A 17,485-nucleotide genomic window follows, 5' to 3' on the forward strand; every position below is an offset into this window, starting at 1 on the left:
GCTAAGTGGTGAGACATGATGTCCGCAATAAAAGGTTAAAGTTAAAAGTAAGACTCAACACTGTTTGCTATAAAAAGGCAGAGCTAAGTGAATAAAGGCATAAGGCAAGCGACACAAAAATCTTTAAAGTGGAAGCTATTCAACTTTGTAATGGTTTTGATTGTTATTTTTGTGCTTTATGGTTATTTAGGCCGCCATGCTATTAATGTAATGGACTCGGTTGAACAGGCATCTGATAAGCAGTCTGTTATTGAATTTATACAAAGTTTAAGTGCAATTCATAGCAAATGGTTACTAACAAAAGAGTCTGTTATTTCCTTGCCTTTAGTTGATGTACTCGAGGTTCAAATTTCGGTTACAGGCTCAGTGACTGATGCTGTCACAAAAAAGAGCAACACAGAAAGCAATCATAAAAATGTGCTGAATTTTAAGGTGAATGAATTTGGTTGGCCAATCAATATAGTGACTCATCGTAATATTAATAAAGCCTATGAAATTAATAAGCCAAAATCTGGGTCTTTAACAGAGCAAAAAAAACGCAATGAAAAGAATTTTAGTACTCATAAAAGTACAAGTGACATAAGAATTTACAAAAGTAAAAAAATTAACAATCGTAAAATAGTTGACTGCATGGCTTTGTGGCACAACATGCAATCACAAAAGAATTTAAAGACAGTAAGTGCTAACACTGTGTTTGATAACAAAAATAAAATAGTGGCTTGCGCCTATTTTAACTCTGAAAAAAAAATGTTTGTGTATAATTTATATAATGGCAAGGTTGACACTGTTATTTTATATTAATCTGATGTAAATTATGCATCTAGGATTTGATATTAGTAGTCTATACTTTACATAATGTAAAATTTCACAATCGTTTATTTAATGAACTTTAATTAGCCTTTATGCAGCAAAACATTCTGTTTATAAAATAGTTAACTAATGTTTGAAATAAAAACATAAATTAATAAATAATTCTAAAAAATAAGAGCTGAATTAAATGCAAATAATAAAAAAACACAGTGGATTCACATTAATTGAATTGATTATTGTGGTCATCATTTTAGGCTTGCTAGCAGCAACGGCCTTGCCACGTTTTTTAGATGTTACAGATCAGGCTGAAGAAGCCTCAATCGAAGGTGTTGCTGGTGGTTTTGCCGCAGCAGTCGGTTTAGTGAGGGCACAGTGGGAATTAGAAGGTCGCCCTAATGGCGAGTCGGGTAATACCAATAAAACTTTGGTCACATACGATACTTTGCAAATTGGCGTAGACGGTACCATTGGTTACCCAACAGCCAGAAACAATCAAAGTGATACACGTGCAACGCAAATGACCAAAGATAAGTGCCAGCAAGTATTTAATGATGTACTGCAAAGTGCACCCAATAATTCAATTGGTAGTTTGACCGCAGATGTACAAGACAATAAATATTTAATTAGATTAAATGAAAACGCGGGTAACGATCAGTGTATATTTTATTTAACAAATTCGTTAGATGTAAATAATATACCCAGTGATGGTGCAATAGCGGCTAATAGCCAAGGGTTTTCGTATTTTCCACAAAACGGACAGGTTTTAGTTTTTAATTAGTACTTAACAGGGCTTAATTGCTCACTGAATAAAGAATTGAATAAATAATCTAATAAAAAGCCTAACTAGTGATTTAGTAGTAGAAATTATTGTTTGAATACTGTACCTTAGACAATAACTGAACAAAATTAAAGCTGTACTGAATAGCTCATATATAGATTAATGCTGTTGCACTTTGCTTACATATTTGTGGATTGGGCTTCACCCTAACAAAATTGGGCTTTGCTTACATACGTGTAGGTTGGGCTTTAGCCTAACAAAATTGGGCTTTGCTTACATACGTGTAGGTTGGACTTTAGCCTAACAAAATTAGGATTTGATTACATATTTGTAGGTTGGGCTTTAGCCTAACAAAATTGGGATTTGCTTACATACGTGTAGGTTGGGCTTTAGCCTAACAAAATTGGGCTTTGCTTACATACGTGTAGGTTGGACTTTAGCCTAACAAAATTAGGATTTGATTACATATTTGTAGGTTGGGCTTTAGCCTAACAAAATTGGACTTTGTTTACATACGTGTAGGTTGGGCTTTAGCCTAACAAAATTAGGATTTGCTTACATATTTGTAGGTTGGGCTTTAGCCTAACAAAATTAGGATTTGCTTACATATTTGTAGGTTGGGCTTTAGCCTAACAAAATTGGGATTTGCTTACATATTTGTAGGTTGCTTTGCTTACATGGATAGTAAGTAGTAGAGCAATGCAGGAGCATATTGCCGATAAGCCTAACAAAGGGCTGAACAGTTTATCTCATATGTAACACAGAGGTATATATGAGATAAGCCTAATGAATATATCAGAGCAATAAAACTGGCACAAAATTTGATTGATTGCTAAATGTGATATATCAAATGGGCAAATAAAGAATAAAAGAACACAGGAAATAGGTTGTTAGACATAGTTTTGACGTAATTTGTATGATTTGGGCATAGGTTAAACATGGTTTAGGCCTGGTTTAACCTAGTTTTTACATATAACTGTCAATATTATGGATTCGGTTTTGGCTTTACTTATACGGATGTAAGTAGTGAAACAAATAGACTCATTTATCTTAGATAAAAGATAAATAAAATGGCTGAAGGCTGAGTGAAAAGTTGTTTTACCCAAACGTAAACATCAAATTAAATATAAAACATTTTTAAATATTTCTTATTTTTTATGTGAAAAAGTTAATTCAATCGTTTTAACTAAAAAGCATAAAATATAAGAGTTAAATTAAGTAAAGTGAACGAGGCAGTTATGCAAAACAGGAAACAAAATATGACAATCAATACTAACAAACAAAAAGGTTTTACTTTGATCGAATTGATCATAGTGATCGTAATTCTAGGCATTTTAGCCGTCACAGCTGCGCCTAAGTTTTTAGATTTACAAGGTGATGCACAGGGAGCAACAATTGAAGGTGTTGCCGGTGCAATGAATGGTGTAACAAGTATAATTTATGGTAAAGCAATTATATCTGGTGTTCATAAAACTGCTGGTGCTGCAGGTGTTGGAGTTGATACTAATGGTGATGGTACTAAAAATGTATTGACTGCTTTTGGTTACCCGACAGCTGCAGCCGGAATATTAGCATCTTTAGAGATTGATGTATCTGCTACAGGTGACTTTACAGCTGCAGTTATTGATTCACAATATGTTGTTTCTGCAAAAGGAAGTGTAGCGCCTGCAGTAGGTAAGATTGTCGCTGGTAACGGTACAACTGGGGATGATGACGATGGTTGTTATGTTGCTTATAAAGAAGCTGCTAATGCAACAACACCACCTGTAGTGACAATAAATACAGATGAATGTTAATAAAAAGTAAATGAAAGCTCTAAAGTATAAACTGAAATTTAATTTAGGTTTTACTTTAGTTGAGCTTATCATTGTTTTAATTATTTTGGGGGTCCTGTCTGTGACAGTGATCCCCAAATTTTTTGGTCCTTCTCTATTTGATTCTTATACCATACGTGACCAAGCCATGTCCGCCCTTCGTACTATGCAACTAAGAGCAATGCAAATGACGGCAGATAATAGTTGTCATTACATTAATATTTCGGCTACTAAATTAGATTTAGCACCGCCAACACCCACTGCTATTCCTATGCCTATAACACATGTTTGCAGTACAGCACCTGATACAGTTAATAACCCAGATTATTTAGTTGTTCAAATTGATTCAAGCACAACAGACTTACGTTTTGAGTCCAAAGATGGTCAAGCAATAGCTACATCTTTTACTTATATTAAATTTGACGACTTAGGTCGGGCAAGTAATCTAAATTGCACTAATACTTGTAAAATCAGTATTAAAGAAGCTAGCTTAGTTGCCGAAACAGCTATTTGCATTTCAGGCCAAGGTGCCATTTATGGCTGCTGATTTTAAAAAAAATAATACTCTGCCCCTTATTGAAGCTAATTTATCTACGAAAGAGGCGATAGCTAAAAAGTATTTTATTAATGATACACCTACTTTTTTAGATGGTATTTTAATGCCAAATCAAGTCTTTAGCTATAAAACGCAGCCAAATAAAAACCAAAATGCGATGCAAAACGGCTTTACCTTAATAGAACTTATTTTAGGCATGGTTGTTTTGGCTATCGTTATGACGATAATTACAGGTTTATTGGCACCTCAAGCGCGCCAAAGTGCTGATCCAGTTGTGCAAATACGGGCAACTGAATTGGGACAAGCTATGATGAATGAAATTTTAGCTAAATCTTTTGACGAAAACTCAGATCGTAGCCCGCCATGGAATCGCTGTGGTGAAAATGCCATAACCTGTACCACACTAATAACACCTACGCCTTCAAATCAGACGCCAAATGATGAAGGTGCAAGCCGTGAAAATTATAATGATGTGGATGATTATCATGGATTAAAATTGGCTGGCACTGCGATAGAAAATAGCTTAGGCGATGCCGTGCCTTATTATGCAGGTTTTCAATTGGATATTGCTGTGCAATATGACGACGATTTTAATGGTGCAGGCACAAGCAGTAAAAAAATAGCCAAATTAGTAACTGTTACTGTGACTGCCAGTAATGGCGAAGTATATGGTTTTTCCGCCTATAAAGGGAATTATTGATGCTGAAACATAACCCTTTTCTTTTTGCTAAATTAAGCCTTAGAAAAAACAGCTCATTAAAGGTTAGGCCATCAGGTTTTACATTGGTAGAGCTGATATTAGTGATCATTATTTTAGGTGTAGTGGGTATCGCAACGACGCAATATTTGTCGTTAGGGGCACAAATTTATGCAGATGCAACAGAGCGTGACGAAGCAGTCGCGCAATCACGTTTTATGTTAGCCAGATTAACCCGAGAATTACGCCATGCCACACCTAACTCGGTTCGTTTGAGTTGCTCTGCTGGTTGTACATCAAATGGAGAACAATGTTTAGAGTTTACACCCTTTAAAGCAAGTACTATTTATACTGGCAATATTACTCAAAACTCTTTTGTAGTGGTGAATCCTGCTGATGCAGTAAGTTTAAATGATTTATTAAGTATTTATGCACTGACAGCCGATGATGTTTATAACCTAAGTAAAACAGGAAAAAAAGTATCCCAATTAACTGCTAAGACAGCAGTAACAGCAGGTAACCCAACATCTAGCTGGACGGTTGATAATGCGTTTACAGTTGAGTCACCTACTAAACGAGTTTTTGTATTATCGCAGCCTGTTAGTTTTTGCATTGAGGGATCTAAGCTTTATCGTTATGACAATTATGGTTTTGCAGCTGGACCTACCTATAGCCAGTCGACTCCTAGTGGAAATAATAAAATTAATGGCAAGCAAGGTATTTTATTAGGTCAATTTATTCAAAATAATATTGCAACAACGCCATTTTTTAACTACGGCAGCGCCAGTTTAACACGTAACTCTGTGGTAAATATTCGCAGTGAAATGGGTTTTAATAATACCGAAACAGTGTCGTTTAATCATGAAATTCATTTACCGAATGTGCCTTAGAATAGCTAAAATGCAAGGTCATTTTAGAGGTCATTTTAGAGATAGAGTGGAATGTAATATGAACAGCTGTGTGAAAACGGGTATGAGAGGTTTATGAAAAGCATAAAAAAACAAGCAGGTAGCATGTTAATGAGCGCGTTGTTTATTGCAATACTCATGCTAGGGCTTGGTTTAGCTTTGGTCAATATATTATCTAGCTCTGCTCATAATAATGCGGTTGAATATTATGGTGCCCGTGCTTTTTTAGCCGCGCAAAGCGGTATTGAGCAAAGTTTAACTCAGTTATTTGTATTAGGTGCTGCTAATACTAGCCAAGCTTCTACAGCAGCTTGTAATAGCTTTCCTAAAACCACTCCTTTTACAAGTCAGTACTTATCAGGTTGTACGGCAGTTTTAAGTTGTATTGTTACAACATCAGATTTAGGATCTCCGGCAACGACTACTGTGCCTGATTTATCATCGCCCTCGGGTGAAGTGACGGTTTATCGATTAACGAGTACCGCAACGTGCTCAATTAATAATTGTACATCTGGTTCATGTTTAAAAGATACTTGGCAAACTCAAAGGAGTATAAGTGTTGAAGCTAAAACACTTAATTAATTTATTTATAGTATTATTTGGTTTTGCCAGTTTTTATGTCGCAGCCTTACCACAATGTAATGCTGTATTTCCTGGTGCTGCTGCGACTTTCAATAACGCTAAAGTTATTTTAAATAACAAGGTAAAATTGAATGATAACAATAATGGTTGGGTTTATACAAAAACAGTAGATATTAAATACTACGATAAGTGGGGAAAAAGACCTAAATGCAATAATCAATACTGCTATGCTAATGGCACTGAAGCATCACAAGTACCTGCTATAACAAGTAATGATACAGTAACAACATTACCTAACACGTTAAATGGTGATTATTATATAAATACCTCTTATCAAATGATAGGCGATTATACCGTATCTGGACCTACTCGTATTTTTATTTTATCAAGTTCTCATACTGGTTATTTAAGTATTTTAAGTAAAGTAAATAATGGTGGGGATCCTGAAAATTTAAGTATATATATTGATGGCACCTTATCTCTAGGTTCAGCCGCTAAAGTGTCGGCTTATATTTATACTACAAAGTCAATTACGGTAGGTTCTTCAAGTCAAATTACAGGGGCTATCACAGCGGGTAATGACATTGATTTAGGACAAGATACTCAAATAAATTATCAAACTCCTCCCGAGAGATTGCCTGGGATTTGTGGTCCTGTTCCAGTAAAACTTGTCTCCGAATATCGTTTTGATGCACTAAGTTGGGTGAATGGCAGTGCAAACCAAGTTATAGACTCTGTTAGTGGTTTTAATGGCACAGCTTATGGTACGCAACCTGTTGAAGGTAAAGTATGTAATGCAGTTGATTTATCCGCATCGGGTATTTATGATTATTTAAACTTGGATAAACAAGTTTTTGATGGTAAAACTGACTTTTCAATTTCGTTTTGGCTTAACTCAGAAAGAACAAGCGGACAAAGTATTTTTTCAGGTGCAAAGTCTAGCGCATATTTTGAATTGGTTATGTGGTTTAACAGCCATACTAGTTTTCAACCTTATTTAAAAAACGATGAAAATGGTAGTATTTCAATATCAAGTATTGCAGACAATAACTGGCATCATGTGGTTTGGACGCGCTCAGGTAGTCAAAATTGTTTATATCGGGACAAAGCTCTGCAAGGGTGTACTAGTCTTTCTTCAGAAGCTATTGATATACAGCGATTTATTTTAGGGCAAGAGCAATCTAATACCGGTTTTGACTCTCGATATGCTTTTGAAGGTTTAGTTGATGAACTGCTTGTTTATGAAGGTGCACTATCGAGCAGTGAAATTGATACTATTTATAACAATCAAAATGCAGGTTTAGGCCATGATGGCAGTAGTCGTTTATGTACGATACCTAGTCCTGTTTTAGATATGCGATTTGATGAAACTGACTATATTGGTACCAATGCGGTTAAAGATAGTTCAGGTAATAATTACCACGGCACTTCAACCAAAGTATTGCCTACAGCAGGTTTAGTGTGTAATGCTGCTGATTTTAGTGAAAATTCAGCTTCTGACTATTTACAAATTAATGCAGGTGCCATGAATGGCTTGAGTGATTTCACTGTGATGGTTTGGGGTAAAACAAGCTCAAACTCTAATTCAACAATTATTTCAGCAGCAAAAAATGGCTCAAACCCCTCCTTAGATGCCAACGAAGCCACTTTCTTTTTTGAAAATAATAATCGATTTTGGCCAACAATTACCGCTGCGCCCTTTGATACCAGTACCAAGCTCAGTTCAACGTCTAATATGAATGATGATAATTGGCATCAATTAGTCTGGACCAGAAAGGCAAATACAGCGCAAAGTTGTTTTTTCTTAGATGGGGTAAGTCAAGGCTGTATTACACATAATGATGATGACGGCAATGATAACGCAGCCTTACAAGTAGCAGGTTTAATTTTAGGTCAAGATCAAGATAGTTTTTTAGGTAGCTTTGATGATAGCCAAGATTGGGAAGGTTTATTAGATGAGCTATTAATTTTTAATACTGTGTTAGATACACAGCAAATTAATGCAATTAAAACGAATATAGAAGCAAAAAAAACGTGGGATGGCTCGGCGCGCGCATGTTTAGATTTAACCCCTGTTGCCGAATACCGATTTGATGAAACCAATTGGGATGGTTCTGCGGGCGATGCTAAAGACTCATCTGCTAATAACTTACATTTAACCTCGTATAATGCCAATACTTCAAATGCAAACCCTATTGTAAGCGGTAGCCCAGGGTATTGTCGATATGGTGAATTTAATGGTAGTAGCTCTTATTTACAACTTGATACTAGTAATAGTCTTATTAGTTTAGCCGATGAAGTATCGGTCACTGCGTGGATCAACCCTGATGTATTACCCACTGGAACTGCGATTAAAACCATCGTCTCTAAAGATGAAAACTATGAGTTTCATTTAAATAGCAGCGGTAATATTTTTTGGTGGTGGGGCGGTGGTGCAAAAGCACTTACCTCGACAAATGCCAATATTACGGCTGGAAACTGGTATCACATTGCCATTACGTATAAAGATGGCCTTCAAAAAATTTATGTGAATGGCATTGAGCGAGCAAGTGCTACAGAGCCTGGAAAGCTCACATTAAATAATGATTTATTTCAGGTCGGCCAAGATCAAAATTCATCTGGACGCTTTTTTGATGGGGGTATAGATGAAGTTAAAATATTTAAACGGTATTTGTCGGCAGCAGAAGTGATAAAAGTAAAAGACGAAACCCGAACTTGTGCACAAACAGTTGATCATTATCGTTTAGTATTGGCTGACAATACAGGCCTGACCTGTGAGGCCGAAACCATGACAATCAAAGCCTGTGAAGACGCCAGTTGTAATTCAATCTATACAGGCAGTGTGAATGTGAATTTATCACCAGACACAGGCTGGTTAGATAATTCAGATACACCCGTCACAGATGGAATTTATAATTTAACCACAGGTGAACTGCCTATAAAATATAGTCAAACGACCCCAGTTAAAGTGAGTTATGCTCTTGACAGTGCTAATCCCAGTGCAGATTTAAAGTGTTATACAGGTAGCAGTGAAGTGACCTGTGAAACCGTATTTGCAGATGCGGGGTTTGAATTTGTAGATGCTCATGGTAATAAAATACTGAATCAAGTTGCAGGTATTAACTCTAGTGTGCTTTTCTTGAAATCGGTCATTAAAGATAGCAGTACAGGTGCGTGTAAAACGGCTTTTAAAGATAAACAAAAAATTAGTTTTAAATTAAATTGTGATGCACCTAGTGTGTGTAGTGATACTCCTAAAATGAAGCTCACTTTAAAGGGGGTGCAAATTCCTGATGACAGTTATAAAGAAGTAGAGCTTGATTTTGATAATGATGATTTTTTAGCTTCTTTAGGTAATTTAAACTACACAAACGCTGGAAAAATTAGTTTATCTGTTAAGGCCACAGCACCAAATGGTAGTAATATATCGGATGTTTCAAATGAATTTGTTGTGATACCCCAATATTTTAAAATAACAGCTGAAGGTTCTCACGATGCCAAGGATGGGGTATTAAGTGCGGTATATAAAAAAGCAGGTGAAGCCTTTGATGTTACACTTGAAGCTAAAAATGAAGATGGGGTTACAACCGATAACTTTAATCATGCAGACATCAATATAAGTAATTTACTCTGGAAGCATGATTTACAATTACCGACTTTAGCTCAAGGCGGAGTTGCGGGTAATTTAACATCACCAACAGTTAATACAGGGTTCGCTAAAGGAGTTGCGCTATATGAAAACGCATCTTGGGATGAAGTTGGTATTATTAAGCTAAAAGCTGAATTGGCTAGCAATAGTTATATGGGCCATGGTAATACAATTAATGGTGAACAAGAAAATCTAGGACGCTTTGTGCCTGCAGACTTTAATTTATTTAGTTCTTCAGTCTCGTGGTTGCCACAGTGCAAAGGCTTTATTTATATGGGACAAAATTTTACAACTAATTATAATTTACAGGCACGAAATACAAAATCTATAATTACTAAAAACTACAATACAATTAATGGCTTAGCTAAAGGTGTTATTTCAATTGATATTGAAAATGATGACTCATCCTCTGGGGGGAACTATAAAAAATCAAGTGATTTTGGGAGCCGGCTAACTGTGCCGATTAATGCATGGGTAGATGGTTCTGTAATTTTAAGAGATTCTAATAATTCAGTTTTAGCAAAAAGTACCACCCCAGATGGTAATTTTAATCAAAGTAATATCATTTTATCTGTAGTAGATAGCGATGGCGTTAAGCTACTAGATTTAAATCAAAATCCTGATGCTCAAAGTTGTGGAAGTCCTATAAATTGCACAGGAAAAAAGTTGAACGGTGATCCTTTGGATTTCAGATACGGCCGCTTAACGATGTTAAATACCCATGGCTCTGAATTTAATGATACTCAAATACCGATGCGAGTTGAGTATTGGAATGGCAGTGAGTTTATTGTTAATCGCGCTGATTTTTGCTCAAATTATGGGGCTAATATTACGCAATTATTGCCTGATCCAAATCCAATACCGGCAGATCCTAATGTGCCTAAACTGACTTTTAAATCAATAGGGAATATATTTAATACGGGTTCATATGTTACAGGACAAGGCGTATTTGTTGATAAGGTAACACAAGATCAAACAGGTCTTTTTAAAGTTGAATATAATGCAACACCTGATTGGCTCAAATCAAATTGGGATCCTGTTACTCAAACGGGAGATAACCCGACTTCTACAATTCAATTTGGTCGTTTTAGAGGTGAAGACAGGGTTATTTACTGGAAAGAAAAATAATTTTTAACCAATTTATAGGCGAATTTGTGTTTTTACTTTTAGCGAGATGCTGATAGTGAATATTGAAACAGATATTGTGTCACTGTACCACTACAGGCATGGATGTGGCGAGCGTATAGGGCGTTATTTAAAGTGTCGTTAATATTCTTATTTATAGATAAGAATTCTATCAATAAGTTTTTTTTGAAGAGCTTGATTCTTAATAAAAGATCTTTTGAAAGTGTGCTGAGTGCTTAGCATCATGTCAACCTTCAACCTTCAACCTTCAACCTTCAACCTTCAACCTTCAACCTTCAACCTTCAACCTTCAACCTTCAACCTTTAGATTTTACTTTAAGGTCACATTAAATGCGTCTTTGAGTTGAACGTTTTTTAGCCTCTTTTTTATTCTTGTCTACACTTATTAATGATGCTTTGTTTTTTACTCAGTAAAAATATATTGCTCTGTGAAAATTAAAAGTAATGATTCAAAGGATGATATCAAGGCTATTATTTTGATGATAAAGACTTTTATATCGGTTTTATTAATCGTTAAACGTTGTTGTTTAGCTGTTTTTGTAATGTGTTTTAGTTTTCTTTTTAACTTTAATTATGCCTATGCGACTTCATGTTCTGACATTTTTCCCGGTCCAAAACCATTTACAACAGATTCTGTTGAATCAATTGAAAGTGGTGTGACTTGTAATAGTGGAAGCTGTAATAACCCGCCATCATTTACTGCTGTTAATCCTTTTCCTAGTATTTCGCCTTCTGGTAACTTTAATAGTACTTCTATTACTAATGGAATATATCAACATAACGGTTGGGGTTTAGGTGATGGTGCACAAGTTAATTTTAGTGGTAGTGGCACTGCGATTATTTACTTTAAAAGTAATGATGTTGTGATTAAGAAAAATACTGATATTAATAAAAATGGTGATCCAGCCAATGTAATTTTAATTTTTAAAGGCAAATTAAAAATTGAAGAAGGTGCTGAAATAAGTGCTTTTATTTATGTTAAAGGCAATGAAACAACTATTGAGAAAAACTCAGTAATTAATGGTGGTATTGCAGCCAAAAAAAAATTAACACTGAAAGAAAATAGTACCTATACCTACACACCTGCTAATTTGAACAATTTAGATACACAAGGGTTTTGTACTAATACGCCTGTGATAACAGTCGATCATTATGAAATTCACCATGATGGCTCAGCCTCTACATGTGCATCTGAGTCTGTAACTATCAAGGCGTGTTTAAATAGTGACTGTTCTACTTTAGTCAACTCCTCTGTCGGGCTTGGTTTTACACTTGGTGGAAATACAGTGAGTTCAACTACTTTTACGGGAAGTACCACATTCAACTTTGCCAATACTAATACAGGATCTATGGCATTAAATATTACTAATGAAACTGTAACAGCCTCTAGTGGCTTGGTATGTAATGATGGCAGTGGTACAAGCTGTAATATTAGCTATTCATCGGCAGGATGTAGTAATTCATGTTTTGCTTATTTTTCTGATGTAGTGCAAGGCCATAACTCATCGTCTTCTATTAAATTTAAAGACACAGGACAACTATTACTCGACAGTGATAATACTGTTTCTTTCCCAACGTTAACTGAAGATGCAAATGTACCTGCTGGTCACAATACTTGTGGTTTAGTTGATTGTACAACATCAGGAGTAAGTGCTCCGGCATTGTCATTACCAACGTTTCAAACAACGGCAGCAACAGATGACATCTCAGTTAGTTCGGGCAGTATTACGATAGGCCCTAGCGGTACATTCCCCATAACTGAAATAGATAATTTAACAATCTCAGGTACGGCTAATGTTACTTTTAACCCAGCGTCTTCAGATTATAAAATAGATAATGGCTTGTTTTCTTCTAGTGCAAAAATTACTTTTAATACGGGTACTTATTGGTTTGATGAGCTTGAAATATTAGATAGTTCAGAGGTCATAATTAATGGTGCTGTGACAATTTATGTGAATGGTCAGGCTAATCACTTTGATATAGAGGATAATGCAAAAATAAATGTAGGCGGAAATGCTAAAAATTTAGTATTAGTTAGTTATAAGCAAATTCATATGAAAAATGATACAGAGGTTCATGCTGTATTGTATAGCGCGGGTCAGGATATACATATTCAAAATCAGGCTAAGCATTTTGGTGCTATTTCAGTATTTGGTAAGTTAGAAATAAAAGGCACTGCAACTGTTAATTATGAAGATGTTTCTGGTGTTCAAGTTGGAAGTTTATGTGGTAACCCTCCTTCAGTTGATCACTACGAAATTCATCATGATGGTGCAGGATCTGTATGTGATGCTGAGTCTATTACCATTAAAGCCTGTGAAGATGCCTCTTGTTCATCTTTATATACCAGCCCGGTTAGTCTTAACTTTCAAATAAATGGCATAACAAGTAGTTCACCTACTTTTACAGGCAGTACGAATATTACCTTTGAGCATACAGTCACTGAAACACTCACTTTCTCAATTAATAGTCCAAGTACAGCACCTAGTAATGCGTTTGAATGTAATGATGGGGTAGGAGCGAGCTGTAATATGATTGTTGGCAGCTGTGCATTGTGCTCCGCTGTGTTTCCATCAGGTTATAATCAGGCGACCTCTATAAATGAAAAATTAGCTAACTTCCCAAATAACAATTCAGCGATAACTTTAAATACTACAACGACGCTGAACCGTGGCGATAACTTATACCTTGATTCTGCGTTAACCAGTTCAAATGAAATTTTTGTCGCACCAGCAGTGGGCAGCGAAACAACAGCAAGACTTTATTTTAGAGGTGGGGTGTCTTGGCATAATACTAAAATAAATCAATCAGGAAATCCTGAAGATTTAGTGGTTGTGGTTGATGGCTCAGCATCTATTTCAGGAGCCAGTACAGTTATAAATGCCATAATATATGTTAAAGGTACAACATCAGTTTCAGGTGGCGGTATTATAAACGGTGCTATTACAACTGAAGGAGGAGGCAGTGGGCTTGCCAATTATAATGCAAGTTATATTAGTAATGCAGATTTTAATGGCATGTGTGATATAGGAGCTGTTCACGGGGGAGGTGTGGTTAATGCACATTATCCATTAGATTTATGTGGTGATTTAGATGGTTTTGCAATTTCAGAGCTAATTAATAATTATTTAGCCACAGGCAGCAATCTGCTTATAACGTCATTAGGAGTTGTGAATAGTGCTGCAAATTTAACTGCTGATACGAGTAATGATTATATTCAATTTAATGATGTTACACCGCTACAAGGTAAAACTAGTTTCTCGGTATCTAGTTGGTTTTCAATATCTAATCATAAAGCAACTCATGGCCTCTTTTCGGCATTAGACAGTGGTAATCAAGTTGAATTTGAAGTGAAACTTAATTATTCATCAGGTTCAACTTATACACCCAGAATCATATTAGATCATACCTGGAAAGACTTTGATGATATACAAGTACAAGACGATAATAGTTGGCATCATTTAGTTGTATCAGTTTCAAATGGTAATGTGTGTTTATTTGTGAATGGTCAAAGTAAAAGTTGTAAAGCATTACCTTCAGTGGCGTTAAATATAACCACTTTTGTTGCAGGGCAATTACTTAATAGTACTTCACCAAATAGTGGTTTTAGTGGTTTAAGAGGGCGATTAGATGAAATATTAGTTTTTGATAACTCTCTTAATGCATCTGAGGTTGCAAATATTTATACCAATCAATTAGCGGGAAATAACTATGATGGTACAAGTAGAAATGATGTATGTTTGATTGGTGAATGGCGATTAGAAAATAACTTTTTAGATTCAATCTTGAGTGACCCTCATAATTTATCACCGGTAAATTCACCCGTATTTGGTATTAGTAATCCAGGGCCTGCAAATATAAATGGTTTATTAAGTACATGTAATTATGTGGGCTTTGACGGTACTAATTATGCCTCAGTTGATGATACAGGCGCATTTAATTCAGATCAGTTAACGGTATCAGCTTGGATCCATCCTACGTCAATTCCAGGTTCAGGAATTAGAGGTTTAGTGTCAAAAGATGAGCATTTTGAATTTCATATTAATGATTTAGGTAAATTATATTGGTGGTGGACTAATGCTTCTAACTCACCTCATTCCATTACTAGCAATGCCACCATAGCAATTAATACTTGGACCCATGTTGCCGTTGTTTTTTCGAATGGTGCACAAAGTATGTATATAAATGGGGTTTTAGATAGTAGTGAAACTTATTCAGATGGTCTGGCTGATTCACCTTGTAATTTTTATATCGGAACTGATGTTGCAACTAATACCCTAAGTCAATGCGGCAGTGTTTTAACAAACCGTAACTTTCAAGGTTATATGGATGAAGTCAGAATTTATACACGGGCATTATCACAAACTGATATTCAAACTGATATGAATTTTGTACATAGCTGTGGTAATTTAGTAAATCATTATCGGTTAGAACTATCAGACTCAGCTGGCCTGACGTGTGAGTCTGAAAATATCAATTTGAAAGCATGCTCAGATGTAAATTGTACCAGTTTGGCTTCAGAAAGTTCAACGGTCAACTTATCGCCATCACCCATAGCAACTACCAGTTGGTCACCAAGCGAAAGCTTTCCTTTTACAGGCCAACAAGCGGTTACCTTTAGTAATACAACAGCCACTGAAATTACTTATGCATTAGACTCTGCAACACCGTCAGCTGGTTTAAGATGTTTTATTAATGGAAATGAAGTCGCTAGTTTAGCTGATTGTAAAACAGTGTTTTCAGATGTTGGTTTTAGATACATAGATGATGCCGATAATGCGCTTATTATAAAAACGCAATTATCTGGCAAGCCTTCTAATACGGGTTATCATAGTCAAAGTATGTATTTACAGGCCGTAAAAACAGATGACAATACAGGTTCGTGTACCGCTGCATTCCCTAGTGGGCAAGATGTGCCCGTTAAGCTTTCTTACACTTGCCATGCTGATAGCAGTAGCTGTACAAATAATTTAGTAATGAATAATAATTCAAATGATATTGGTTTAACAACAACGGATGTTGTTCAAAATTTAAGGTTTGATGCTGATTCTAAAGCGGCTTTTTCAATTAAATACCCTGATGCAGGAAAAGTATTAATTAATGCGCAAGCCGATATTACTGTGGGTGCTATAACTAAAAATATAACAGCATCAACTAATGCGTTTGTTGTACGGCCATTTGGTTTTAAATTAGATTTTCCTGTTGGGACTGAGCAAACTTCTGCATTTGCAACAAATAGCTCTGGTTCTGTATTTAAAAATACAGATGTGAGCTTTTCTTTAGGTGCAACCGCAGTTCAGTGGGTTACTGGGGAGGATAGCAATAACGATGGTATTCCTGATGATTTTAGTTTGCTGACAAATAATGCCACAGCAATGCATTTTGATAATGAGACATTAAGTTTAACTGCTAGGTTAATACAGCCATTAGGTGGCGTTTTAGGCAGTTTGAGTGAGACTCTAGGAAGTACTTTTGGCAATAGCGTTATTGTGAATCGCTATAAATATAATGAAGTAGGCATTATTGGCTTAGATGCGATTTTAACGGGCAATAATTATTTAGCTGGTGGCAGTGGTGTGATAGGTAAAATTGAAAATGTCGGGCGGTTTGTACCCGCTGCTTTTGCTTTAAAACCAGCATCAGACAGCTTTACTCATAGCTGTAGTGCATCATTTACTTATTTAGGTCAGAACTTTACTGGGCAATATATTGTGCATGCCATTTCAGACAGATCAAATGCCAGCAGTAGTATTACTCAAAACTATGCTGGGGGATTTGCAAAATCGACTGTAGAAGTTAAGTTAGAAAACAATCAAATTGGTAATGATGATAATGGTGTTGCTTTATACAAAAAGCATGATGATTTTATCGATTCAAATAGTAACCACAGGTTTACTGATGTAACAGGTGCATGGGCTAATGGGATATATACGGTAAATAGTGCAAACTTTACTTTAAAACGCGATAGTCAAGTTGATGGTGCTTTTTCTGATGTTCAATTTGTTTTAATGGCAGCTGACGGAGAGACAACTCGCTTTACAGAACTGATAAATAAAAATGAAAATCCAGATGTAAATAATTTATCAAGCACTTGTATTGGCACTGCTTGTACTGGAGTGACACTAGGTGCTATCAATAATTTTCGTTATGGTCGAGTTGTATTGGAAAATAATTATGGTTCTGAGCTTGAAGATATTTTAGTGCCAATGAAAGTGGAATATTGGGATAATACAATAGGTAGCTTTAGATTAAGTAATTTGGATAGTTGTACGGACTATAATTTAGCAGACTTAACCATAGAGCCTAGTTATAGTAAATCAGGAGTCGATGCGACTTTTATTTTTGGGCAATATCCAACGGGAGGGGGGTTGAAATTAGATGCACCTAATGTGAATGGCAGTACCCAAGTTGAATTTAATGTTTTTGATTATCTTCAGTTTGACTGGAAACCGTTAATAGCCGGTGATGAAAACCCAACTGCGAATATTCAATTTGGTCGTTATAGAGGTAATGACAGAGTAATATCTTGGCGAGAGCAATAAGCT

9 protein-coding genes are annotated in these 17,485 nt (G+C 35.8%); all 9 read left to right on the top strand.

Annotated features, from left to right (window positions below):
- The first annotated feature begins 87 nt into the window (after window positions 1-87).
- The 9 genes from BM088_RS00045 to BM088_RS00090 all read left to right on the top strand — a co-directional run bounded on the left by BM088_RS00045 (window position 88) and on the right by BM088_RS00090 (window position 17,482).
- Entirely contained in the window at window positions 88-801 is a 714-nt protein-coding gene (locus BM088_RS00045; RefSeq protein ID WP_091978588.1) for a hypothetical protein, read from the top strand.
- A 196-nt stretch (window positions 802-997) separates the two neighbouring features.
- Entirely contained in the window at window positions 998-1,588 is a 591-nt protein-coding gene (locus BM088_RS00050) for a prepilin-type N-terminal cleavage/methylation domain-containing protein (RefSeq protein WP_091978590.1), read from the top strand.
- Window positions 1,589-2,847: 1,259 nt separating this feature from the next.
- Window positions 2,848-3,384 carry a prepilin-type N-terminal cleavage/methylation domain-containing protein gene (locus tag BM088_RS27865; protein WP_091978591.1) on the top strand — a complete coding sequence of 179 codons (537 nt, stop codon included), beginning with the start codon at window positions 2,848-2,850 and terminating at the stop codon, window positions 3,382-3,384.
- Between the two features lie 10 nt (window positions 3,385-3,394).
- Complete coding sequence (locus BM088_RS00060; protein WP_091978593.1) at window positions 3,395-3,949, top strand: type II secretion system protein; 555 nt, start codon at window positions 3,395-3,397, stop codon at window positions 3,947-3,949.
- Window positions 3,939-4,658 (top strand): prepilin-type N-terminal cleavage/methylation domain-containing protein, encoded by a 720-nt coding sequence (locus tag BM088_RS00065; RefSeq protein ID WP_245763717.1) that lies wholly within the window; start codon window positions 3,939-3,941, stop codon window positions 4,656-4,658. The genes BM088_RS00060 and BM088_RS00065 overlap by 11 nt, the downstream gene beginning before the upstream one ends.
- Window positions 4,658-5,545 carry a PulJ/GspJ family protein gene (locus tag BM088_RS00070; RefSeq protein WP_091978595.1) on the top strand — a complete coding sequence of 296 codons (888 nt, stop codon included), beginning with the start codon at window positions 4,658-4,660 and terminating at the stop codon, window positions 5,543-5,545. The genes BM088_RS00065 and BM088_RS00070 overlap by 1 nt, the downstream gene beginning before the upstream one ends.
- Window positions 5,546-5,638: 93 nt before the next feature.
- The gene (locus tag BM088_RS00075; RefSeq protein ID WP_091978597.1) at window positions 5,639-6,145 is read left to right on the top strand and encodes a hypothetical protein; all 507 of its coding nucleotides are present in this window, start codon (window positions 5,639-5,641) and stop codon (window positions 6,143-6,145) included.
- A complete protein-coding gene (locus BM088_RS00080) occupies window positions 6,120-10,922 on the top strand; it encodes a LamG domain-containing protein (protein WP_143085017.1) in 4,803 nt (1,600 codons plus the stop codon). The genes BM088_RS00075 and BM088_RS00080 overlap by 26 nt, the downstream gene beginning before the upstream one ends.
- A 497-nt stretch (window positions 10,923-11,419) precedes the next feature.
- Entirely contained in the window at window positions 11,420-17,482 is a 6,063-nt protein-coding gene (locus BM088_RS00090) for a LamG domain-containing protein (RefSeq protein WP_091978601.1), read from the top strand.
- The last annotated feature ends 3 nt before the right edge of the window (window positions 17,483-17,485 follow it).

This window comes from Pseudoalteromonas denitrificans DSM 6059, assembly GCF_900112265.1.
Lineage (GTDB): Bacteria > Pseudomonadota > Gammaproteobacteria > Enterobacterales > Alteromonadaceae > Pseudoalteromonas > Pseudoalteromonas denitrificans.

Bases quoted from the DNA above. Each gene is read 5' to 3' on its own strand.
- BM088_RS27865 (WP_091978591.1), top strand. From the start codon at position 2,848: ATGACAATCAATACTAACAAACAAAAAGGTTTTACTTTGATCGAATTG.
- BM088_RS00065 (WP_245763717.1), top strand. From the start codon at position 3,939: ATGGCTGCTGATTTTAAAAAAAATAATACTCTGCCCCTTATTGAAGCT.
- BM088_RS00070 (WP_091978595.1), top strand. From the start codon at position 4,658: ATGCTGAAACATAACCCTTTTCTTTTTGCTAAATTAAGCCTTAGAAAA.
- BM088_RS00075 (WP_091978597.1), top strand. From the start codon at position 5,639: ATGAAAAGCATAAAAAAACAAGCAGGTAGCATGTTAATGAGCGCGTTG.
- BM088_RS00050 (WP_091978590.1), top strand. From the start codon at position 998: ATGCAAATAATAAAAAAACACAGTGGATTCACATTAATTGAATTGATT.
- BM088_RS00090 (WP_091978601.1), top strand. From the start codon at position 11,420: ATGATAAAGACTTTTATATCGGTTTTATTAATCGTTAAACGTTGTTGT.
- BM088_RS00060 (WP_091978593.1), top strand. From the start codon at position 3,395: ATGAAAGCTCTAAAGTATAAACTGAAATTTAATTTAGGTTTTACTTTA.